19 protein-coding genes are annotated in these 22316 nt (G+C 72.6%); 13 read left to right on the top strand and 6 right to left on the bottom strand.

From position 1 onward, the window contains the following. Positions 1-25 precede the first annotated feature (25 nt). The 9 genes from BJ971_RS34345 to hpf all read left to right on the top strand — a co-directional run bounded on the left by BJ971_RS34345 (position 26) and on the right by hpf (position 11407). Entirely contained in the window at positions 26-208 is a 183-nt protein-coding gene (locus BJ971_RS34345) for a Trm112 family protein (protein WP_023358964.1), read from the top strand. Continuing rightward, positions 208-1431 carry an SIS domain-containing protein gene (locus tag BJ971_RS34340; RefSeq protein WP_184997457.1) on the top strand — a complete coding sequence of 408 codons (1224 nt, stop codon included), beginning with the start codon at positions 208-210 and terminating at the stop codon, positions 1429-1431. The genes BJ971_RS34345 and BJ971_RS34340 overlap by 1 nt, the downstream gene beginning before the upstream one ends. Then, positions 1428-2390, top strand: a complete 963-nt coding sequence (locus BJ971_RS34335) for a cation diffusion facilitator family transporter (RefSeq protein ID WP_184997456.1) — start codon at positions 1428-1430, stop codon at positions 2388-2390. The genes BJ971_RS34340 and BJ971_RS34335 overlap by 4 nt, the downstream gene beginning before the upstream one ends. 20 nt (positions 2391-2410) lie before the next feature. Continuing rightward, a complete protein-coding gene (gene manA / locus BJ971_RS34330) occupies positions 2411-3598 on the top strand; it encodes a mannose-6-phosphate isomerase, class I (protein WP_184997455.1) in 1188 nt (395 codons plus the stop codon). Between the two features lie 1860 nt (positions 3599-5458). Beyond that, entirely contained in the window at positions 5459-6148 is a 690-nt protein-coding gene (mtrA, locus tag BJ971_RS34325; protein ID WP_184997454.1) for an MtrAB system response regulator MtrA, read from the top strand. A 54-nt stretch (positions 6149-6202) separates the two neighbouring features. Further along, complete coding sequence (gene mtrB, locus BJ971_RS34320) at positions 6203-7891, top strand: MtrAB system histidine kinase MtrB (RefSeq protein WP_184999258.1); 1689 nt, start codon at positions 6203-6205, stop codon at positions 7889-7891. Continuing rightward, the gene (locus BJ971_RS34315; RefSeq protein ID WP_184997453.1) at positions 7888-9711 is read left to right on the top strand and encodes an LpqB family beta-propeller domain-containing protein; all 1824 of its coding nucleotides are present in this window, start codon (positions 7888-7890) and stop codon (positions 9709-9711) included. The genes mtrB and BJ971_RS34315 overlap by 4 nt, the downstream gene beginning before the upstream one ends. Positions 9712-9720: 9 nt before the next feature. Next, complete coding sequence (locus BJ971_RS34310; RefSeq protein ID WP_184997452.1) at positions 9721-10545, top strand: ComF family protein; 825 nt, start codon at positions 9721-9723, stop codon at positions 10543-10545. Positions 10546-10786: 241 nt separating this feature from the next. Further along, positions 10787-11407: a ribosome hibernation-promoting factor, HPF/YfiA family gene (hpf, locus tag BJ971_RS34305; RefSeq protein ID WP_184997451.1), complete on the top strand. Its 621-nt coding sequence runs from the start codon at positions 10787-10789 to the stop codon at positions 11405-11407. Between the two features lie 42 nt (positions 11408-11449). On the opposite strand, the gene BJ971_RS34300 is transcribed toward hpf, so the two are convergent. Beyond that, complete coding sequence (locus BJ971_RS34300) at positions 11450-12583, bottom strand: GNAT family N-acetyltransferase (RefSeq protein ID WP_184997450.1); 1134 nt, start codon at positions 12581-12583, stop codon at positions 11450-11452. Next, the gene (locus BJ971_RS34295) at positions 12580-13722 is read right to left on the bottom strand and encodes a GNAT family N-acetyltransferase (protein WP_184997449.1); all 1143 of its coding nucleotides are present in this window, start codon (positions 13720-13722) and stop codon (positions 12580-12582) included. The genes BJ971_RS34300 and BJ971_RS34295 overlap by 4 nt, the downstream gene beginning before the upstream one ends. A gap of 183 nt (positions 13723-13905) precedes the next feature. On the opposite strand from BJ971_RS34295, the gene secA reads away from it, so the two are divergent. Then, a complete protein-coding gene (gene secA / locus BJ971_RS34290) occupies positions 13906-16794 on the top strand; it encodes a preprotein translocase subunit SecA (RefSeq protein WP_184997448.1) in 2889 nt (962 codons plus the stop codon). Positions 16795-16908: 114 nt separating this feature from the next. Here secA and BJ971_RS34285 read toward each other — a convergent pair whose 3' ends face one another. The 3 genes from BJ971_RS34285 to BJ971_RS34275 form a co-directional block, all read right to left on the bottom strand. Next, a complete protein-coding gene (locus BJ971_RS34285) occupies positions 16909-17490 on the bottom strand; it encodes an Rv3235 family protein (protein ID WP_221478899.1) in 582 nt (193 codons plus the stop codon). A 108-nt stretch (positions 17491-17598) separates the two neighbouring features. Then, the gene (locus BJ971_RS34280) at positions 17599-17811 is read right to left on the bottom strand and encodes a helix-turn-helix domain-containing protein (protein WP_184997447.1); all 213 of its coding nucleotides are present in this window, start codon (positions 17809-17811) and stop codon (positions 17599-17601) included. 26 nt (positions 17812-17837) lie between these two features. After that, positions 17838-18344, bottom strand: coding sequence for an Lrp/AsnC family transcriptional regulator (locus BJ971_RS34275; protein WP_184997446.1), 507 nt, complete (start codon positions 18342-18344; stop codon positions 17838-17840). 93 nt (positions 18345-18437) lie between these two features. Here BJ971_RS34275 and BJ971_RS34270 point away from each other — a divergent pair, with 93 nt between their 5' ends. Together BJ971_RS34270 and BJ971_RS34265 are read left to right on the top strand one after the other, a co-directional pair. Further along, on the top strand, positions 18438-18860 hold the full coding sequence (locus BJ971_RS34270) for a rhodanese-like domain-containing protein (protein ID WP_184997445.1): 423 nt from the start codon (positions 18438-18440) through the stop codon (positions 18858-18860). Between the two features lie 97 nt (positions 18861-18957). Continuing rightward, complete coding sequence (locus BJ971_RS34265) at positions 18958-19461, top strand: DUF6912 family protein (RefSeq protein WP_377885585.1); 504 nt, start codon at positions 18958-18960, stop codon at positions 19459-19461. A 5-nt stretch (positions 19462-19466) separates the two neighbouring features. Here the strand turns inward: BJ971_RS34265 and BJ971_RS34260 are convergent, their stop codons facing one another. Further along, the gene (locus BJ971_RS34260) at positions 19467-20513 is read right to left on the bottom strand and encodes a hypothetical protein (protein ID WP_239087860.1); all 1047 of its coding nucleotides are present in this window, start codon (positions 20511-20513) and stop codon (positions 19467-19469) included. A gap of 127 nt (positions 20514-20640) precedes the next feature. Here BJ971_RS34260 and pruA point away from each other — a divergent pair, with 127 nt between their 5' ends. Next, positions 20641-22269, top strand: coding sequence for an L-glutamate gamma-semialdehyde dehydrogenase (pruA, locus tag BJ971_RS34255; RefSeq protein WP_184999254.1), 1629 nt, complete (start codon positions 20641-20643; stop codon positions 22267-22269). The last annotated feature ends 47 nt before the right edge of the window (positions 22270-22316 follow it).

The raw sequence follows: 22316 nt of genomic DNA, 5'->3' as shown, positions 1-22316 counted from the left end.
GCGTATGCCTTTAAGGAGCCGTTCGGTGGCCCTCGACCCGCAGTTGCTGGAGATTCTGGCCTGCCCGGACACACACCACGCGCCGCTCGACTACGACGCCGGCGCACAGACGCTGACCTGCACGGAGTGCGGTCGCGTCTTCGAGGTGCGCGACGACATCCCGGTGCTGCTGCTGGACGAGGCGACGACACCCGGAAAGGCCTCTTGATGGCGGGCCCGTTCGAGGGGACAGCCGGCCTCACCGGCCGCCGGGTGGCGGACGAGGCGCTGCTCGAGGACGAGAAGGCGATGGCCGAGAACGACCCGGGCGGCATGCTGCGGGCCACCGCGTCCGCGGGCGCCCAGGTCCGGGAGTCGGCGGCGCTGGCCGCCGAGGCCAACCTGAGCGCGCTGGCCGACGAGGGCCGGCCGCGCGCGGTCGTCGTCGCCGGCATCGGCACCGCCGGCCTGACCGGCGGCATCCTCGCCACCGTCGCGGGCCCGCGCTGCCCGGTCCCGATCATCGGGCACCGCAGCGCCGGCGTGCCCGGCTGGGTCGGCGCGGCCGACGTGGTCATCGCCGTCTCCGCCAGCGGCCGCAGCCCCGAGGCGCTGGCCGCCGCGGACGCCGCCGCCCGCCGCGGCGCGCGGCTCGTGGCGATCGGCAACCCCGACTCCGAGTTGCAGGCCATGGCCGAGCGTGCCCGGGCGCCGTTCATCCCGGTGCCGCGCCGCGCACCGGCCCGGGCCAGCCTCTGGGGCCTGGCCGTTCCGGTCCTGCTGGCGGCCCGCAGCCTCGGCCTGGTCAAGGTCAACGAGGCCGACCTCGCGGAGACGGCCGCCCGCCTCGACGCGGACGCCGAGCGCTGCCGGGTCAGCGCCGAGTCCTTCGTGAACCCGGCGAAGTCCCTGGCCCTCGGCCTGGCCGGCTCGATCCCGATCGTCTGGGGCTCGTCGCCGCTCGCCACGGTCGCCGCCCGCCGCTTCGCCGACACGCTGGCCGCCAACGCCCGCTACCCGGTGATGGCCGGCGCGCTCGGCGAGGCCGGCCGGGGCCGGGTCGGCCTGCTCGACGGGCCGTTCGGCGGCCTGGCCGAGTCGGCGCACGACATCTTCGCCGACCCGGACGCCGACGCCGAGCTGGCGACCCGCCTGCGCCTGGTGGTGCTGCGCGACGGCGGCCTCAACCCGGAGGAGGAGGCCGACGAGCCGGTGGCCGTCGAGGAACGCCGCGCCGACGCGGTGCAGACCCTCGCGGAACGCCGGGGCGTGCGCTGCGACGTGGTCACCGCCGAGGGCGGTTCGGCCCTGGAGCGGCTGGCGTCGCTGGTGGCGGTGCCCGACTTCGCCTCGATCTACCTGGCGCTGGCGCACGGCCTCGACCCGATGGCGGTCCCGGCGATCAACGAGATGAAGGAGCTGAGCAACCCGATGCCCGAGGGCCTCCAGTGAGTGCCGGAGGCGGCACCAAGGCGATCGTCGCGGCACTCGGCGCCAACCTGGGCATCGCGGCCACCAAGTTCATCGCGTGGGCGCTGACCGGCTCCTCCTCGATGCTCGCCGAGGCCATCCACTCGGTCGCCGACTCCGGCAACCAGGCGCTGCTGCTGCTCGGCGGCAAGCGGTCGACCCGCAAGGCCACCCCGCAACACCCCTTCGGGTACGGCCGTGAGCGTTACGTCTACGCGTTCATCGTCTCGATCGTGCTGTTCAGCGTCGGTGGCCTGTTCGCGCTCTACGAGGCGTACCACAAGCTGCACGATCGCCACGGCATCGAGAGCTGGCAGTGGGTGCCGATTACGGTGCTGCTCATCGCCATCGGCCTGGAGAGCTTCTCGTTCCGTACGGCGATCCAGGAGTCGAACCTGATCCGCGGCAAGGCCTCGTGGGTCTCCTTCGTCCGCCGCGCCAAGGCACCCGAGCTGCCGGTCGTGCTGCTCGAGGACGCCGGCGCGCTGCTCGGCCTGGTCTTCGCCCTCTTCGGCGTGACGCTGACCCTGATCACCGGCGACGGCCTCTGGGACGGCATCGGCACCGCGGGCATCGGCTTCCTGCTGGTGGCCATCGCGATCGTCCTGGCGATCGAGACCAAGAGCCTGCTGCTCGGCGAGGGCGCCAACCCCGAGGACGTCACGAGGATCGAGCAGGCCGTGCTGGCCGGCTCCGGCGTCGAGCGCATCATCCACATGAAGACGCTCTACCTGGGCCCCGACGAGCTGCTGGTCGCCGCGAAGATCGCGGTGCCGCCGACGGAGAACGCGGCCGAGGTGGCACAGCACATCGACGAGTGCGAGGCCCGGATCCGCGAGGCGATGCCGGTCGCCCGGGTGATCTACCTCGAGCCGGACATCTACCACCCGGAAGCGGCGGCGTCGTCGTCGGAATCCGCCGCGGAACCCGCGACGGCGTAACTCTCAGGAACGGGGCTGCTGTGGCCGCTGTCTTCCCACTTCGCGGCGTCGTCCGGCCGTACGCCTGGGGCTCGCGCACGTCGATCGCCGAGCTACAGGGCCGGCCGTCGCCGAGCGAGACCCCGGAGGCGGAGCTGTGGCTGGGCGCCCACCCGGGCGACCCGTCGACCGTCACCGGCCCCGACGGCCCGGTCAGCCTGGCCACGCTGATCGAGGACGACCCGAAGGGCCAGCTCGGCGCGGACGTCGTCGACGAGTTCGGCGCACGCCTGCCGTACCTGATGAAGGTCCTGGCCGCCGCGGCGCCGCTGTCGCTACAGGCACACCCGGACGCGGACTACGCGAAGCGGGCGTACGCCGCGCAGGAGGCGGACCCGGAGGCCCCCCGCAACTACACGGACGCCCACCACAAGCCGGAGATGCTCGTCGCGCTCACGCCGTTCGACGCGCTCTGCGGTTTCCGTGCGCCGGACGTGTCGGCGGCGCTGCTCGCCGACCTGAACATCCCGCGCCTGGCACCGGTGGTCGCGGCACTGCGCGCCGGCCCGGCCGGCCTCCGCGACGCGGTACGCGCCCTGCTGACCTGGCCGGCCGCCGACCGCCCGGCCCTGATCGACGAGGTCGTCGCGGCGGCGAGGTCCGCGGTACCCGCCACGCGGGGCCACGAGCTGGCGATCGACCTGGCCGGCCACTACCCGGGCGATCCGGGTGTGCTGGTGGCGCTCCTGCTCAACCACGTCCGGCTGGCGCCCGGCGAGGCGATCTGGATGCCGGCGGGCAACCTGCACGCGTACCTGCGCGGCACCGGCATCGAGATCATGGCGGCCAGCGACAACGTGTTGCGCGGCGGTCTGACCCCTAAGCGGGTGGACGTGGAGGAGTTGCTGCGGGTCCTGCGCTTCGAGGTCCTCGACGACCCGATCCTCCCGGCCACGGAGGTGGCGCCGGGCGTGCGGACCTGGCAGGTACCGGTGCGTGAGTTCGCCCTCTACCGGATGACCCTGACCCCGACGACACCGCCACTACGCCTACCGGGCACGGGCCCCCGCATCGTCCTGGGCACCCGAGGCGACGTGTTCGTGGCGGAGGCGATCGACGGGACGCCGGCGGAGGTCGTGCCAGGAACCGCGGCCTACGTCCCGGCCCAAACCGGCCCCGCCACAGTGGCCGGCGTAGGCGAGATCTTCGTCGCCTGCCCAGCCACCTAACCCAACCACCTTCCCCACCCCTCCGACCCACCCCGCCTTCCCGACGCGCCTACCCCGCCCCTTTGCGCGCCACGCCACCCCGCCCACCCGGCCCCACCTCCCGCCTCACCTCTCCACGCGCCCCTCTCTCCGCGCCTTGCCCCGTTCCGCACCCCCGCGCCTGCCCCGCTTCGCGCCCCCGCGTGCCAGCTCGCGGCCCGCCCCGCGCCTTGCCCCGCTCCGCGCCCCGAGCTTTGCCTCGTCTCACGCTCCGGCTCGCGGTTCGCCCCGCGTCTTGCCTCGCCCCGCGCCCCGCACCCCGCGCCTCGCCCAGATCCGTGCCTCGCCCCGTTCCGCGCCTCGCCTCGTTCGGGGCCTCGCCCCGCTCTGCGCCACGCGCCGCGCCTCGTCTCGCTCCGCGCCGCGTCTCGTCCCGCGCCGCGCCGCGTCCCGCGTCTCGCCTCGCTCCGCGCTGCGTCTCGCCCCGCGCCTCGCCCCGTTCCGCGCCCCGCGCCCCGCGCCTCGCCCCGTTCCGCGCCCCGCGCCCCGCGCCTCGCCCCGATCCGCGCCTCGCCCCGTTCCGCGCCCCGCGCCCCGCGCCTCGCCCCGATCCGCGCCTCGCCCCGATCCGCGCCTCGCCCCGATCCGCGCCTCGCCCCGATCCGCGCCTCGTCTCGCTCCGCGCTGCGTCTCGCCCCTCGTCTCGCTCCGCGCTGCGTCTCGCCCCTCGTCTCGCTCCGCGCCGCGTCTCGCCCCTCGTCTCGCGCCGCGCCGCGTCTCGCCCCTCGTCTCGCTCCGCGCCGCGTCTCGCCCCTCGTCTCGCGCCGCGCCGCGTCTCGCCCCGCCCTTCGTGCGCCCGGGCGCCCCTGCGCTTCGGCGCCCCGTCGTTTGCGAAGGGGTACAAAACAGGAAATTTCTGGATTTGCTTGACAGGGTTATGTGCGGAGTGTGAATCTATAAACACGCAGCGTCATTGGTGATCGGGGGGTCCCACGGGCGCGCGCGGTACCAAACCGGGGGGATGAACGGGGCGACGGGTCTTTGACCCGCCGCCCCGTTCGCTGTATGGGCGATCTCCGCCCGGCGGTCGGTCCCCTTGGCGTGACGCCACGCCTACCGGTCCGGTGTGCTGGTCGGCCCCGATTCTGCGTTTGTTGACCACGTTGCCCGTACCTGGGTGGCGGTCTGATGTACGACAGGCCGGCGCCGTCTCGCGGCCTGCGTTTCGCCGGGGTGGTCGGTTCGCCGCACATGACCATTCGGATCGCGGACCTGATCGGATGCGGACCGCGCTCCTGCGTCATCTCCACTCAGGACCGCGCTCGGCTCGCCGATTTGACCAGGGCGGGCGCCTTTGGTGTCGCGGTCGCGGCCCGGCAAGTCCAGAACCCGGCAAATCGGACCATTGCTGCGGCCGATCCGCGTGGCAGGCCGGCCCTCGCGGTGGCCGCGCTCGGCTCGCCGGGAGCTGATCAGGAAGCGGGCGTCTTTCGCGTCGCGGTCCGAGGCCCCGGCAAGTCGATGCCCCGGCAAACCGGACCAATGCCGCAACCATCCGCGTGGCAGAGCGGCCCTCGCCGTGGCTGCGTCCGGCTCGCCGAGCTGACCAGGGAGCGGGCATCCTTGGCGTCGAGGTCGAAGTCTCGGGATGTCGATGGCCTCAGAAAAATGGACCATTGCCGCGATCGATCCGCGTGGCGGGACCGGGCCGCTCGCCATCGGTGGTTCCGGGAGGTTGAACGCGTGTCTCCGGCTCTGTCGTCGCCCGCGCCCTCTAGCCTGGCTTTTTACCGTTCGCCGGTCCATGATCAGCAGCGCCGCCGCCAGATGATCGCCGGGCGGTCACACGGGCCGAAAGGGGACAGTGCAATATTGGATCGCATGAGAGCCCGGGTACTCGTCGTCGATGACGACCCAGCGCTGGCCGAGATGCTCGGCATCGTCCTGCGCAGCGAAGGTTTCCTGCCGTCCTTCGTCGCCGACGGGGAGCGCGCCCTCGCCGCGTTCCGGGAGAACCGGCCCGACATCGTTCTGCTGGATCTGATGCTGCCCGGCATGAGCGGCATCGACGTGGCCCGGGCCATCCGGACCGAGTCGGGCATTCCGATCGTCATGTTGACGGCCAAGAGCGACACGGTCGACGTCGTGCTCGGGCTGGAGTCCGGCGCCGACGACTACGTGGTCAAGCCCTTCAAGCCCAAGGAGCTTGTCGCGCGGATGCGCGCCCGGCTGCGCCGGGGCGAGGACGCCGCGCCCGAGCTGCTCACCATCGGGCCGCCCGGCAACCAGATCACCATCGACGTGCCGGCGCACACCGTCGCGCGCGACGGCGAGGAGGTGAAGCTGACGCCGCTCGAGTTCGACCTGCTGGTCGCGCTCGCTCGTAAGCCGCGCCAGGTCTTCACCCGTGAGGTGCTGCTCGAACAGGTCTGGGGCTACCGGCACGCGGCGGACACCCGGCTGGTGAACGTGCACGTCCAGCGGCTGCGCGCGAAGATCGAACCGGACCCGGAGCGGCCGGAGATCATCCTCACGGTGCGCGGGGTCGGCTACAAGGCGGGAACCGGATAGTGCCCCGGAGGGGCTAACCTTGCCCCCGATATGCATGCTCCCGCCTGGCTCCCGATGCCCGTCCGCCGCACCCTTCGCACGGTGCGGCGGGAGTGGCGCGTCGGCGTGCGCCGGGGCCGGCGGGTCGCCGCGCCCGCCCGGCGGGCCTGGCGCCGCTCGCTGCACCTGCGGGTCGTCACCCTGACGCTCGTCGCGTCCAGCCTGCTGGTCGGGGCCTTCGGGTGGTTCATCGCGAACCGGAGCACGCAGATCCTGCTGGATCGCGCCGAGGACGAGGTGCACGCCCAGATGCTGGGCAAGGTCGAATATGCGTACCAGCAGCTCACGGTGCACCGGCAGGTGTTCGACCGGACGCTGCCGGCGACGATCATCGACACGGTGAACCGGCTCGCCGACGGCGACTCGGCGCAGAGCGGCGGGGCGATCGTCTCGCTGCGTGCCGACAACTTCCCCGAGCTCAAGCCGGTCACCTCGGTGAAGGTCGACACCACCTCCTTGATCACCCCGGAGATGGTGCACGCGGTCGCCGACGGGCAGGTCGCCCAGCAGATCCGGACCGCGACCATCGGCGGCGTGCGGACCAAGTACCTGGTCTACGGGTCGCCGGTGCCGACCAGCTTCGGCCACGTCGAGCTCTACTACCTCGTGCCGCTCACCACCGAGGACCAGGCGGCCAACGAGATCAGGACCACCGTGCTGGTCACCGGCATGGCCCTGGTCATCCTGCTCGGGGTCGTCGCGGGCCTGGTCACCCGCATGGTGGTGACGCCGGTGCGTGTCGCCGCGCGCACGGCGCAGCGGCTCTCGGCCGGCCTGCTCGACCAGCGCATGAAGGTCGACGGCGAGGACGACCTGGCGCTGCTGGCGGCCTCGTTCAACCAGATGGCGGCCAACCTACAGCGCCAGATCGTGCGCCTGGAGGAGATGTCCCGGCTCCAGCGGCGCTTCACCTCCGACGTGTCGCACGAGCTGCGCACCCCGCTGACCACCGTGCGGATGGCGGCCGACCTGCTCTTCTCCGAGCGCGAGGACTTCGACCCGGCGGTGGCGCGCAGCGCCGAGCTGTTGCAGGCCGAGCTGGACCGCTTCGAGAGCCTGCTGACCGACCTGCTGGAGATCAGCCGCTTCGACGCGGGCTTCGCCGCGCTCGACGCGGAATACACCGACCTGGTGCCGATCGTCGAGCGGGTCGCGGAGCGCCTGGCCGGGCTCGGCGAGCGGGTCGGGGTGACCATCGACCTGCGGCTGCCGGAGACGCCGGTCATCGCCGAGGTCGACCCCCGCCGGATCGAGCGGGTGCTGCGCAACCTGGTCGGCAACGCCGTCGAGCACGGCGAGGGCCGGCCGGTCGAGGTCACCCTGGCGACCGACGAGGCCGCCGTCGCGGTCACCGTCCGGGATCACGGCGTCGGGCTCAAGCAGGGTGAGGAGCGGCTGGTGTTCAACCGGTTCTGGCGCGCCGACCCGTCCCGCGCCCGGCAGACCGGCGGCACCGGGCTGGGCCTGTCCATCGCGGTCGAGGACGCCCGGCTGCACGGCGGCTGGCTGGAGGCGTGGGGCGAGCCGGGCGGCGGCGCGCAGTTCCGGCTGACCGTGCCCGTGCGCTCGGGCGACCGCCTGGTCGCGGCGCCGCTGCCGCTGATACCTCGCGACCGCGCCGTCGACGCGCGGCCCGCGGCGATCGAGGCCGCGCCCGCACCGGACGACGACGTCGCCGGCGAGCCGGCGGGGGTGGCCCGATGAGCACCCGCCTGCGTGCCCTGCTGGTCGCGCCGCTGCTTGCCGCGCTCCTGCTCGGTGGCTGCGGCATCCCGGACGGCACGGACGTGCGGCGCATCGGCCCGGGCCCGTCGACCGGCACGTCCGCCGGCGACGACGTCGCGCCGACCCGGCACGGCCGGGAGAGCACCCTTGAGCCGAAGACCTTCGTCCAGTACTACCTCGAGGCCGCCGCGGGGGATCCGAGCGGCGCGATGGAGCGGGTCAAGGATTTCCTCTCGCCGTCGGCCGCCGCCAAGCTCAGGGCGCCGCTGCCCGACATCCGGGTGGTGCACCTGGTCGAGGACCCGCTGGTCAACCCGGGCAGCGACGCGGTGACCCTGCGCGCGCAGACCATCGGCTCGCTGGGTCACAACGGCACCCTCGACCCGGTCTCGGACGGCCGGACGATCGAATACAAGCTCACCGTCGGATACATCAGCGGCAAGAACGGGCTGTTCGTGACGAACGCGCCCTCGGTGCTGCTGATCAGCGACAGCGCGCTCAACGCCTTCTATGAGCGCCGCAACCTCTACTTCTGGAATCTCGAGCAGACCGGCCTGGTGCCCGACCTGCGGTACCTGTCCAAGGACCTGCCGTCGGAGCAGGCGCCCAACGAGATCCTCAAGTGGCTGATCGAGGGCCCGTCGCAGTTGCTGGAGGGCACCGTCGTGGAGCTGCCGGAGGGCACCGCGCTGGACGGCAACGTGCCCGCGGTCAGCGACGACACGCTGCAGATCAACCTCAGCGGCCAGTCGGTGCAGCCCGCCGACGATCCGGACGCGCTGGACCGGCTCCGGCGCCAGCTCATGTGGTCGCTGCGGCCCAACCTGCCCCGCACGCTCAAGCTGCGGGTCGGCAGCCAGGACCAGCACAGCTACGAGGGCAACGAGTACCTCACCAGCAACCTGGCGTACTCGCTGGCGTCGCGGCCGGAGCGCTTCCTGATCTACAACGGCCAGGTGCGCCGGATGTCGCGCTTCGCGAACCCCACCGAACCCGTGCCGGTGCTGCGCCCGGAGGCCAACCGCAACATCCGGGCCGCGGCCCTGGCCGCCGCGGGCGACCGCCGGTTCGCCGCCCTCGTGGTCGACGCGGGCGCTCGGCAGGAGCTGCGCGTCGCCGCGGCGCCGGCCGGCGAGCAGGCCGAGCCGGCCCGGGTCAGCCTGCCCGGCGGCAGCACCGGCCAGCCGGTCTGGGCGATCACCTCGGAGGACCCGCACATCCCCGCGGTCGGACTGATCACCGTCGGCGGGCGGCTCTACAGCTTCGCCTCGGACGGCTCGCCGGTCGCCGCGGTGGCCGTGCCGGGCGCGTCCTCGGGCATCACCGCCGTCGCGGTCGCGCCGGACGGGCGCCGGATCGCGCTGGCGGCCGGCGGCCGGGTCTTCATCGCCTCGCTGGCGACCAACGGCGACGGCGTGCAGGTGCGCCAGTCGCGGCACATCCTGACGTCGCCGCTGCGCCAGGTGACCGCGCTCGACTGGAGCAGCGAGACCTGGCTGACCGTCGCCGGCGCCCGCGCGGACCGCAACCGGGTGGCGATCTTCGAGGTGACGCTCGACGGCACGCAGGTCTCGGCCCGGCTCGACGACATCGGCACCGCGAACGTCAGCTACCTGGCGGCCTACCCGGTCGGCCCGACCGCGGGCAAGGACAGCTCGGACAACGTGGCCTACGTGGCCAACGGCGCCGCCTTCGACGTGCAGTACGGGCCGATCCGGATCATCGTCGGTGATCTCGCCGAGCCGGTGGCGAATCCGCCGTCCGGTGTGGCACCCACCTCGCCGTTCTTCCTGCGCTGAGCGTGGCGCGTGGTCCCGTCGTGGTCGTCCGGTCTCGGCGCCGACCTCGCCGACCTGATCCTGCCGGGCGCCTGCGCCGGCTGCGGCGCCGAACGGGTGCCGCTGCGCCTCGGGGTGTGTGCCGGCTGCGCGGCCGCGCTGGAGGCCCTGACGCCCTTTCCGACGGCCCCGGTACCCCCGCCGCCCGGGATGCCCGCCTGCACGGCCGTCGGCGCGTACGAGGGCGCGCTGCGGGGCGTGCTGCTGGCGTACAAGGAGCGGGGCCGGCACCGGCTCGCCGGGCCGCTGGGCGCGCTGCTGGCCGTCGCGGTCGCCCGGGCCGCGCCGCGGGGCGTGCCCGTGTGGCTGCTGCCGGTGCCGTCGACCGCGAGCGCGGCGCGCGAGCGGCACGGCGATCACATGGCGCGGCTCGCCACACAGGCCGTGCGACGCCTGCGCGCGGCGGGCTGGGAGGCTGGTGTCGGCCGTCCGCTGCGCGCGTTACCCCGGCCGGACTCCGCGTCACTGCATGTAGCGGCCCGGGCCGCCGCGGCTGAGAGTTCCCTGCGAATCAAGGGTACTTCGATCCGCGTTTTGCGACGCCGATCGACGATGAGAGGCACCCTGATAGTGGTTGACGACATCGTCACCACCGGGGCCACGTTGGCAGCGGTCACAAGTCGTCTCCGGGAGGCGGACATGCAGGTCACGGGTGCTGCGGTGCTCGCGGCGACCAGGCTGCGCGGCGGCCGGGCGCCGACCGGGGCGCGGGCCGCCGACGGGGCACCGCCAGGGCCGAAAGTCCTTGCGTCCGTTCCCCGAACGAGGGGTGACGAGCGGGCGTCGGCAGGTTAGCGTCTAGTGACGAGGGTAAGCGTCCGCACTTACCCGCCACCGGCGCGAAACCGGCGTTCCCTGTCTCAGGGTCCGGCCCGCCGCACCGGAAAGGAGTGTCCCCGTCGCCGATTCGGCCTGATGCGTGGTTCGCTCCGCGATCCGGGCGTCGCCGAAATCAGCACACCACGTTGTAGTACGGCGCCCCCGACACCCCGTCGTCCGGGCGCCCGCATGAACGAAACGTTGGGGGAGGTCACGAGTGGACATTGTCGTCAAGGGCCGCAACGTAGAGGTTCCCGATCACTATCGGGAACATGTCGCCGACAAGCTGGCAAAGGTCGAACGCTACGACCAGAAGCTGATCAGAGTCGACGTGGAGCTCTTCCACGAACGCAATCCCCGGCAGTCCGACAACTGCCAGCGCGTGGAGATCACCGTGGTGACCCGCGGACCGGTGATCCGCGCGGAGGCCACCGCCAAGGACTTCTATGCGGCGCTTGACGTCGCGATCAACAAGCTTGACGGCCGCCTGCGCCGTGCGGCCGACCGCCGCCGCGTGCACCGTGGACGACACGCGCCGGTGTCCGTCGCCGCCGCAACCGCCGGGCTACCCACCGACCTGCCGAGCCTGACGCAGGCCAACGGGGACTCGCACCTGGCGACCGACCTGATGGAACACGACGACAGCCAGCCCTGGCGCATCGTGCGGGAGAAGGAACACTCCGCCGACCCGATGACCGTCGACGACGCCCTCTTCCAGATGGAGCTCGTCGGCCACGATTTCTACCTGTTCCATGACAAGGAGAGCGGCCGGCCCAGCGTCGTCTACCGGCGCCGCGGGTACGACTACGGCATTCTCAGCCTGGAGAGCAACGGATAGCTGGGAAGAGGCCCTCTGGCTGGCGTGCGGCCATCCCGCGCGTCAGCCGTCGAGGCGCGAACCATCCGTCAGCAGGTCCTCCGCCACCAGCGCGAACTGCACGTCGTCGTTACGCCGGCCATCGTTGCCCGGCAGCCGCGACCGCAGGTATGCCTCGCGCTTGAATCCCGCCTTCTCAAGCACCCGCTGCGAGCCCAGGTTCGTGGGCAGCGCGCCGGCGATCAGCCGCGCGATGCCCGTCTCGGCGAACGCCCATAACGAGACGAGCTGGGCCGCCCGGGTGGGGTAACCGCGCCCGCGCCAGGCCGGCATCATGCTGTAGCCGATCATCGCCTGGCCGGTGCTCGGCTCCTGGTAGTACAGACCTATGTCGCCGGTGGGCGTGCCCGTGGCGGCGTCGACGATGACCAGGTCGGCGCGCTCGCCGGCCAGCCAGTGCGACTGCGCGCAGGCGCAGCGCCGGAGGATCTTGTCGCGGCTGGGCGCCACCGGCGGCACGGTGGTCGCCACGACGTCCTCCAGGCCGTGCAGCTCGGCGATGAAGTCGACGTCGCCGGGTGCCAGCGGCCGCAGCGTCACCACGCCGTCGGTCAGCTCGCCGCCGGGCAGGTCCGGCAAGGCCCGCTCGGCGGGCCCGGGCTCGTCGCCGGCCAGCCGCGCGTAGGCGAGCAGGTCGTCCCTGCCGCCGTCGCGGTTGGGCAGCACGCCGCGGCGCACGCCCTCGAGCCCGAAGCCGTTGGCGAGCGCGACCCGCTGGCTGAGCGGGTTCTCCCGGTGGGTGAGCAGCTCGATGCGCTCCACGCCGGTGTGGAAGGAGTGCTCGGTCAGCGCCCGGACGGCCGCGGTCGCCACGCCGCGCCCGCGCGCCCACGGGCCGACCCAGTAGCCGAGCTCGGCCTGGCCCCGGTTCGGCACCACCTTGTCCAGGCCGACGCCGCCGAGCAGGCGGTCGGTGACCGGGTCGGCGATCGCGTAGAGCCCGCCGCCGAAGGCGAACATGCCGGGCGCGACGTCGCCGACGTACGACTCGGCCTGCGCGCGGGTGAACGGCACCGGCAGCGGCGGCAGGAAGCGCTGCACCGCCGGGTCGGCGTAGCCGGCCAGCAGGTCGTCGACGTCGCGCTGGGCGAAGCCGCGCAGGCGCACGCCCTGGCCCGGGATAGTGGGAACGATCATGCCGACTCACCCTTCAACAGCGAACCGACCCAGCAGTCCCGCCGCACTCCGTTGATCTCCAGAGCCTGCCTCAGCATGCCCTCCATGGTGAAGCCTGCCTTCTCCGCCGCCCTTCGCGAGGCAAGGTTGCCCACCTCGGCGCGCCACTGGATGCGGGCCAGCCCGAGTGCCTCGAAACCCCAGCCGCAGACGGCCCGGATGGCCGCGGTCGCGTAGCCGCGCCCGCGGGCCCACGGTGAGACCAGGTAGCCGACCTCGGCCACCGACGGATCGTGCGGAAGGAGGTGGAGATCGATCGAGCCCGCGTACGCGCCGGTCTCGTCCGCGATCGCGAAGACCGCCTCGGTGCCCCGGGCCCACCGGTACGGCACGTTGCGGCCGACGTGCACGCCGGCGTCCGCCTCCGTGTACGGCTGCGGCACATCGAGCCACCGGACGGCGTCGGGGTCGCTGCGGGTCGCCACGATGCGCGACAGGTCGCGCTGTTCCGGCGGCCGCAGGGTGAGCGCCCCCGCGGGCAGCGCCGGGTGCGCCGCGCCGAACGTGCGCGCCGCCCGGCGTACATGATCGGGAACGTCCGTGCCCGCGGCGGTGAGGTCGCCGGGCAGCAGGGCGGCCAGCCACTTCTCCCGGCCGGCCCCGCCGCCGGCGGGCTGCTCGCCGATCATCCGGAAGCCGAGCCGGAGCGCGGTGAGCCGGGAGGCGTGGTTGCCGATCGTGGCACGCCAGTCGACGCGGGCCAGGCCAAGCCCCTCGTCGCCGAAGGCCCACCCCAGCAGCGCCCGGGCGGCGCGCTCGGTGACCCGGTTGCCCCGGGCCCAGGGCGCGGACCAGTAGCCGAGCGCGGCCGTGCCGGCGTCGCGGTCGACCGCGTTCAGGGCGACGCTGCCGGCCAGCGCGTGCTCCCCGCCGGCCGCCGGGTCGAAGATCCCGAGGTGCAGGGCGGTGCCCGCGGCGAGCAGGCGCGGCGCGAGGCCGCCGACGAAGGCCTCGGCGTCCGCCGCCTCGTACGGCCAGGGCAGCCCGGAGACCCGGCGGTGCAGTTCGCGGTCCTGGCAGGCCCGGTGCAGCGCCGGGGCGTCGTCCGGCCGCCAGGGCCGCAGGAGCAGTTCGCCGGCGCGGATCTGGACCGTCTCCACGCGGCCATCCTGCCCGACACGCCCCAGGCCGCCAAAAGGTTGCAGCGCCCCCGCGGATGCGCTCTCAGCGAACTTCTTACCCCTTTTAGACCATTTCGCGAGTTTAGCTGGAGGCTCGGGTCACGGTCGCCCAGAGAAGACGCCTACGATGGTTCGGCAGACCGTCTAGGGGAGCGTTGACCCGTGTCGATTTTGGAAAAATTCCTACGCGCCGGCGAAGGCCGCATGGTGCGACGGCTCAAGGCGATCGCTAACGCGGTCAACTCGATCGAGGACGAGTACACCGACCTCAGTGATGACGAGCTGCGGGACTGGACCCAGCAGTTCAAGGAGCGCTACGCCGACGGCGAATCGCTCGACTCGCTGCTCGTCGAGGCGTTCGCGGTGGCCCGCGAGGGCGCCCGGCGGGTGCTCGGCCAGCGTGCGTACGACGTCCAGCTGATGGGCGGCGCCGCCCTGCACTTCGGCAACATCCCCGAGATGAAGACCGGTGAGGGCAAGACCCTGACCGGCGTGTTCCCCGCCTACCTCAACGCGCTCAGCGGCGACGGCGTGCACATCATCACGGTCAACGACTACCTCGCGCAGCGCGACGCCGAGTGGGTCGGCCGGGTGCACGTCTTCCTCGGCCTGAGCGTCGGCGTGATCCTGCCGAACCGGCCGTCCGCCGAGCACCGCGCGGCCTACGAGTGCGACATCACGTACGGCACCAACAACGAGTTCGGCTTCGACTACCTGCGCGACAACATGGCGTGGTCGGCCGGCGAGCTGGTGCAGCGCGGCCACAACTTCGCGATCGTCGACGAGGTCGACTCGATCCTGATCGACGAGGCGCGCACCCCGCTGATCATCTCCGGCCCGGGCGAGCACTCCGCCCGCTGGTACGGCGAGTTCGCGGCCCTGGTCGGCCGCCTCCAGAAGGGCACCGACGGCGAGGGCGACTACGAGGTCGACCACGCCAAGCGCACCGTCGCGATCACCGAGCGCGGCGTCGCCCGGGTCGAGGACCGGCTCGGCATCGACAACCTCTACGAGTCGGTGAACACGCCGCTGGTGGGCTACCTGAACAACGCCATCAAGGCCAAGGAGCTCTACCGCAAGGACAAGGACTACATCGTCGACGAGAACGGCGAGGTCCTGATCGTCGACGAGTTCACCGGCCGCATCCTGCACGGCCGGCGCTACAACGAGGGCATGCACCAGGCCATCGAGGCGAAGGAGGGCGTGGAGGTCAAGCAGGAGAACCAGACCCTGGCGACCGTCACGCTCCAGAACTACTTCCGGCTCTACAACAAGCTCGGCGGCATGACCGGTACGGCGCAGACCGAGGCCGGCGAGTTCAACCAGGTCTACAAGGTCGGCGTCGTCTCCATCCCGACCCACCGCCCGATGATCCGCATCGATCACCCGGACGTCATCTACAAGACCGAGAAGGCCAAGTTCAACGCGGTCATCGAGGACATCGCCGAGCGGCACGCGACGGGCCAGCCGGTGCTGGTCGGCACGGTCTCGGTGGAGAACTCCGAGATCCTCTCGACGCTGCTGCGTAAGCGCGGCATCCCGCACAGCGTGCTGAACGCGAAGTTCCACGCGCAGGAGGCGACGATCATCGCCCAGGCGGGCCGCAAGGGCGGGGTCACGGTCGCCACCAACATGGCGGGCCGCGGCACCGACATCCTGCTCGGCGGCAACCCCGAGTTCCTCGCGGCGAGCGAGCTGCGCCAGCGCGGCCTCGACCCGGTCGAGGAGCCGGAGGAGTACGCGAAGGTGCTCGAGGAGATCCTTCCGGGCTGGAAGGAGGCCTGCGAGGCCGAGGCCGCCGAGGTCATCTCGGCCGGCGGGCTCTACGTGCTCGGCACCGAGCGGCACGACTCCCGGCGCATCGACAACCAGCTGCGCGGCCGCTCCGGCCGGCAGGGCGACCCGGGCGAGTCCCGGTTCTACCTGTCGTTGCAGGACGACCTGATGAAGCGGTTCCGCGCCGGCGCGGTCGAGGCGGTCATGGAGCGCTTCAACATCCCCGAGGACGTGCCCATCGAGTCGAAGATGGTCACCCGGCAGATCCGCAGCGCGCAGACCCAGATCGAGGGTCAGAACGCGGAGATCCGCAAGAACGTCCTCAAGTACGACGAGGTGATGAACAAGCAGCGCATGGTCATCTATGCCGAGCGCAAGCGCGTGCTCGACGGCGAGGACATGCACGACCAGGCCGAGCACATGATCAACGACGTGGTCGCGGACTACGTCAGGGCGGCCACCTCCGAGGGCTACGCGGAGGACTGGGACCTGGACCAGCTCTGGGTCGGCCTCAAGCGCCTCTACCCGGTCGGCGTCACCATCGACGAGCTCGTCGAGGAGTCCGGCGGCGAGCGCGGCACCCTCGATCAGGAGTTCGTGATCGAGGAGCTGAAGAAGGACGCCCTGGCGGCCTACTCGGCCCGCGAGGAGGAGCTGGGCGAGGAGGCGGTCCGCGAGCTCGAGCGGCAGGTGCTGCTCGCGGTGATCGACCGCAAGTGGCGCGAGCACCTCTACGAGATGGACTACCTCCAGGAAGGCATCAGCCTGAGGGCGTACGCCCAGCGCGACCCGGTGGTCGAGTACCAGCGCGAGGGCTTCGACATGTTCAACCAGATGATGGAGGGCATCAAGGAGGAGGCCGTCGGCTTCCTCTTCAACCTCGAGGTGCAGGTCGAGGAGACGCCCACCGTCACGGTCGACCCGACGCAGGCGGTTCCGCTGCCGGGCTCGCAGTCGGCCGACGAGTCCCGCGTCGAGGTGCGGGCCAAGGGCCTGGGCGGCAACCGCCGGCCGCAGGGGCTGCAGTACACGGCTCCGACGATCGACGGCGCGGCCGGCGCCGGCGCCCCGCAGGTCCAGGAGCAGCAGGCTCCCGCCCTCGGCCTCGGCGGGTCTCCCATCGTGCCGGCCGGGCCGGCGCACACCGGCGCACACCGCGCCCGGCCGTCCTCCGGCCAGGCCGAAGCGAGCAACGGCCCGTCCCGGAACGCGCCCTGCTACTGCGGCTCCGGCAAGAAGTACAAGCGCTGCCACGGCGCCCCCGGCGCCGTCTGATCCACTCCGCTTTTCCCGGCCCGCAGGCGCTTCGCCTGCGGGCCGGTCCCGTTCGCGGGGTGAGTCCCAGGGCGGCCGCCGCCCGCGGTGCTCGGCGGACGCCCCGGGTGCCGCTCAGATCAGGCGGAGCGCGGTCGCCACCCAGGAGGCCTCGTGGAGCTCCAGGCGCAGGGCCATGGCCCAGACCCGGTCGGCGATCATCAGGACCACCGCCGCCTCGACGGCGCCCGCGCGGGGCTCGCACAGCCGCAGCCTGAGCACGGCCACCGGGGCCGGGCGGCGGGGGCGCGGCCGGCCGGAGGAGGCCGGCCTGACCCCGGCCACCCGCTGCGCGCCCGAGAGGCCCTCCGCCACCACCGTGGCGGCCTCGCGCGGCTGGGAGAACCGGCGGAGGTGCGCCGGCGGGCGGTAGCCGTTGAACACCTCGACGCACAGCTTGACGAAGCGGCGGACCGCCAGCTTGGCGTCGGCCGAGACGCCGGACACGACGGTGCGGGTCACCGGCGGCGGTGGCTCCGCGGCCGTGGCCGGGCGGGCGCCGGCCGCCATCAGGTGCGCCCAGTCGAGGGCGAGCTGGTCCGGCGACGGCAGGCTCGCCGGGTCCCGTTCGTCGTCGAAGAGGGGCTCGCGGCGGGGCGCCGGGCGGAGTCTGATCGCCGGTCTGGGACCTTGCCTCGTCACCTCGATCGTCGACATGCGCCCGCCAATCCTTGCGTTTGCCTTCGTTTGCCTGTGATAGCGAGTCTGACGCGGCGGGTCGAGGCGCGTCAATGCCGGGCGGGAAGGCTGTGGACAACCGTCCGTTCAGTCGAGGTCGCGCTCGGTGAGCGGATTGTTCTCGACCCAGGCGGCGGTTTCGGCGTATTTCTGCTCGATGTACTGTTCGAGCCGGGCGCGCTCCACCCGCCACTGCCCGCGCCCGCCGATCTTGATCGCGGGGAGTTCGCCGCTGCGGACCATGTGATAGACCTGCGAGTCCGAGACGTTCAGTTCGGCCGCCACGTCCGACAGCAGCATGAACCTGGACTCCACGCCTGATCTCCCTAATCCTCCGGTGACAGTAGTTTGCCACCGTTTGCCTGCGGTGGCTGTCCTGGTTCTCCCGCCGAGAGCGCGCGGCCGGGCAGCGGACTCGAGTAGACGACGCTCGTCGTCACCGCGCCCAGGCCCGAGATGCGGCCCGTGACCTCCTCGAGGTGGCGCATCGAGCGGGTCAGCACCTTCAGGACGAAACAGTCCTCGCCGGTCACGTGGTGGGCCTCGATGATCTCCGGCGTGGTCTCCAGGAGGGCATGGAACGGCCGGTAGTTGCCGGTCGGGTAGCGCAGCCGGACGAACGCCATCACCTGTAGCCCGACGCGCTCCGGGTCCACCGCGGCGCGGTAGCCGGCGATGACGCCGGCCTCCTCGAGGCGGCGGACCCGCTCGGCCACCGCGCTGGGGGACATCGCGACCACCCGGGCCAGGTCGGCGTACGAGGCCCGGCCGTCGCGCTGGAGCTCCGCCAGGAGGCGCCAGTCCGTCCGGTCGAGTGTGGGATCCACGGGCATGGCGGGAAACTACCGTTGATTCGAGCGCGGGAACAATCCATTGCAGCGTTCCGGCGGTGCCCCGGACGTCTTGGCGCCAATAGCGTCTTGGTCATGAAGATGACCACCGAGCGGGCCGCCGAGCTCTTCGCCGAGCGGCTCGCCACGCAGACCGACGTGGCCGACGTGCAGGCCGCGATGACGACCCCGACACCCGGCTTCGTCCTCGTAGACACCCGGTCGGCCGCCGCCTGGGCGCAGGGCCACCTACCCGGCGCGGTGCATCTGCCCGGCGCCGACATCGCCGGCCGGGCCGCCGAGGTGCTCGACCCGGCGGTGCCGGTGGTGACGTACTGCTGGGGGCCCGGGTGCAACGGCGCGACAAAGGCGGCGCTCGCGCTCTCGCTGCGGGGCTACCAGGTCCGGGAGATGATCGGCGGCGCCGAGTACTGGGTCCGCGAGGGTTTCCCGCTGCGGACGCCGGCCGGTGACGTGGCGCGCGACGCCGATCCGCTGGTCATCGCCTGCGGATGCTGAAAAACACCGAAAGGGACACGACCCGGGAAACGTGCCTCCGGTAGCCTCCCCGGCGGTGTACTACGGGGGACGGGCGACCGCAGGGGGAAGAGTGCCGATCACCGATCTGGTCCGGGTCTACGTACCGGCCACCGTGCCGATGCTGGCCGACATGCGGGTTTCCGGGCAGCTCGGCGCGGGCCCGGCGGTGGCGCACGCGGTCACCCCGGCGCTGCGCGAGTGGTACGCCGAGGGCGACGAGGAGGAGCTGGAGTACGTGGCGTTCACCCGCGCCGCCCAGGCCGCCCTCCAGCTGCTGCGGCACGACCCCGCCGCGCCGCGCCGCCGGGTCGTCGTCTCCGCCGACGTCGACTCGACCGCCCTGGTGCGCGAGGACGTCGAGCTGGGGTCCAGCACGGTCCGGCTGCCGCAGGCGATCTCGCTGAAGGAGGTCGCGTCGATCCACGTCGACGGCGTCGCCGCCGCGGAAGAGGTCGGCGCGGCCGCCGAGGTGGTCGAGGAGGCCCTGGCCGGCGATCCCGACGCACAGTTCACCGTCGACGGCGCCGAGGACCACGAGCTCGAGTGGTACGCCGTGAGCGAGCTCGACGAGCTGCTCTGAGCGGGTCAGTCGTCCTTGCCCGACGGTACGGTCTGCGGCTCCTCGGCGCGCGCGTCCCGCTCGATCTCGTCGGGGTCGGCCACCGCCTCGGTCTCCGGCCCGGTCCCGGTCTCCGGCTCCGGCTCGGCGGCCGTCGGGCCGCCCATGGTCCGGCCCACCGCGATGATCGCCGTGAACGCGCCGACGAACGTGACGATCAGGGCGCTGTTGAGGCGCGCGGTGCTCAGCATCTGCTGGACGGTCAGCTCCAGCTCGCTGACCTTGCCGGCCAGCTCGAGCACGCGGGCGCCGGCCGTGCGGGTCAGCACCTCGCCGACCATCAGCAGCAGGCCCGGCCCCGCGCCGGCGAGGGCGTACAGCGGCCAGCCGACGTCCTCGCCGCTGCGGCCGCGGGCCCGGCGCAGCACGCGGTAGGCCACGACGGCGCCCACCAGGCCGCCCAGGACGGACTGGAGCAGGCTGAACCAGCCGGCCGCGCCGGCCTGTGACTCGGCGGTGTCACCGGCGCCGAGCGCCGGCAGCAGCGAGTCCTGCAGGAAACTGAGCACGACGCCGACCACGAAGACGGCCACCGCGCCCCAGCACGCCGCCGCGGTCACCCGGGTGTTGCGCAGGCCCGCCAGCGCGCCGCCGATCGTCGCCGCGGCCGCCACGGTGCCGCCGACGACCGCGTACAGCCAGCCCTCGGTGTTGATCGTGATGATCGAGAGCGCGCCCAGCGCGCCGATGCACAGCCCGGTCCCGGTCGCGAGGGCGAACCGGACGGTGACGCCCGGGGTCCGGCCCGCGCGGGCCAGCAGGGCGAGGACGGCGAGCGCGACGGCCGCGCCCGCGACGAGGCTCGCCGAGACCGCGCCGGGCATCGCGTACGCGGTGGAGGTGACCTCCATCTCGGCGTCCGCGCGCCCGGTGATCGTGGCCCGGGCGGACCACAGCATCCCGGCCATCCAGAGGGCGCCGACGGCCGCCAGGAGCACGCCGTTGGAGGGCGCCCGTTCCGGGCCGTCGTGGGCGCTTCCGGCCGCCTTGACCTCGCTGTCCGCCTCGTTCATGGGCCTCAGGGTACGCGGCCCGTGGTGCGCACCGAGGCCCCGGCCAGGGCGTTCGCTGCGTGCGAGGATGGAGCGCGACACACGATGTCACCACATGCGAGAAACCCACGAGGTCGAGGAGTACGTGATGGACGCCCTGCTTGCCGTGCCGGAGCCGAGAAACGAGCCGGTTCGCAGTTATGCACCCGGTAGCCCCGAACGGGACTCGCTGCGGGCGCGACTGGACGCGATGGCCGGCGAGCGGCTGGACCTGAGCATGACCATCGACGGCGCGCAGCGGATGGGCGGCGGCGACCGGATCGACGTCGTGCAGCCGCACAACCACCGCCACGTGCTCGGCGTCGCCGGCAACGCCACCCACGCGGACGCCAGCGCGGCCGTCGCGGCCGCCAAGCGGGCGGCGCCGGGCTGGCGCGCCCTGCCGTTCAGCGAGCGCGCCGCGGTCTTCCTGCGCGCCGCCGAGCTCCTGGCCGGCGGCTGGCGCGACACCCTCAACGCCGCGACGATCCTGGGCCAGTCGAAGTCGGTACAGCAGGCGGAGATCGACGCGGCCTGCGAGCTGATCGACTTCCTGCGCTTCAACGCCGCGTTCGGCGAGCGGATCCTCGGCGAGCAGCCGCTGTCGTCGCCCGGCGTCTGGAACCGCTTCGACCACCGCCCGCTCGAGGGCTTCGTCTACGCGATCACCCCGTTCAACTTCACCGCGATCGCGGGCAACCTGCCGGCGGCGCCCGCGCTGATGGGCAACACGGTGGTCTGGAAGCCGTCGCCGACCCAGCAGTTCGCGGCGCACTTCACCATGCGGCTCTTCGAGGCGGCCGGCCTGCCGCCGGGCGTCATCAACATGGTCACCGGCGACGGGCTCGCCGTCTCCGACGTCGTGCTGGCCGACCCGGACCTGGCCGGCATCCACTTCACCGGCTCGACGGCCACCTTCCGGCACCTGTGGCGCGAGGTGGGGTCGAACATCGACCGCTACAAGACGTACCCGCGGCTGGTCGGTGAGACCGGCGGCAAGGACTTCGTCTTCGCGCACGCCAGCGCCGACGCCGACATGCTGCACACCGCGCTGATCCGCGGCGCGTACGAGTACCAGGGCCAGAAGTGCTCCGCCGCGTCGCGGGCCTACGTGCCCCGCTCCATCTGGGAGGGCGGCCTGCGCGACCGGCTCGCGGCCTCCGTCGCGTCCATCCGGTACGGCGATGTCACCGACCTGTCCACCTTCGGCGGTGCGGTGATCGACGGCCGGGCCTTCGCCAAGCACGCCGCGGCCCTCGACCGGGTCAAGAACAGCCCCTCCTGCACCGTGCTTGCGGGCGGCACGGCCGACGACAGCGAGGGCTTCTTCGTCGCGCCGACGCTTGTGGAGTCGTCCGACCCGGCGCACGAGCTGTTCACGACGGAGTACTTCGGGCCGATCCTCGGCGTGCACGTCTACGATGACGGCGGTTTCGAGGCGGCGGTCGCGCAGGCCGAGTCCGTTTCACCGTACGCACTGACGGGCTCCATCTTCGCCACCGACCGTACCGTGGTCGACTGGGCCGCCGGCGCCCTGCGCAACGCGGCGGGCAACTTCTACATCAACGACAAGCCGACCGGTGCGGTCGTCGGGCAGCAGCCCTTCGGCGGTGCCCGGGGCAGCGGCACGAACGACAAGGCCGGCTCGGTGCTGAACCTGCACCGGTGGGTCTCGCCCCGGACGATCAAGGAAACTTTCGAGGCTCCGACCGAGTGGCGTTATCCCCATATGGGTTGATTATCGCGCTTTGGGGGCCGCTGCGTGTTCTTCACGTGGCGGCCCAC

It is taken from the genome of Amorphoplanes digitatis (genome assembly GCF_014205335.1).
GTDB classification, from domain to species: domain Bacteria; phylum Actinomycetota; class Actinomycetes; order Mycobacteriales; family Micromonosporaceae; genus Actinoplanes; species Actinoplanes digitatus.
The sequence above is the reverse complement of the archived record's forward strand: the minus strand, read 5'-3'. Positions and strand labels throughout refer to the sequence as shown.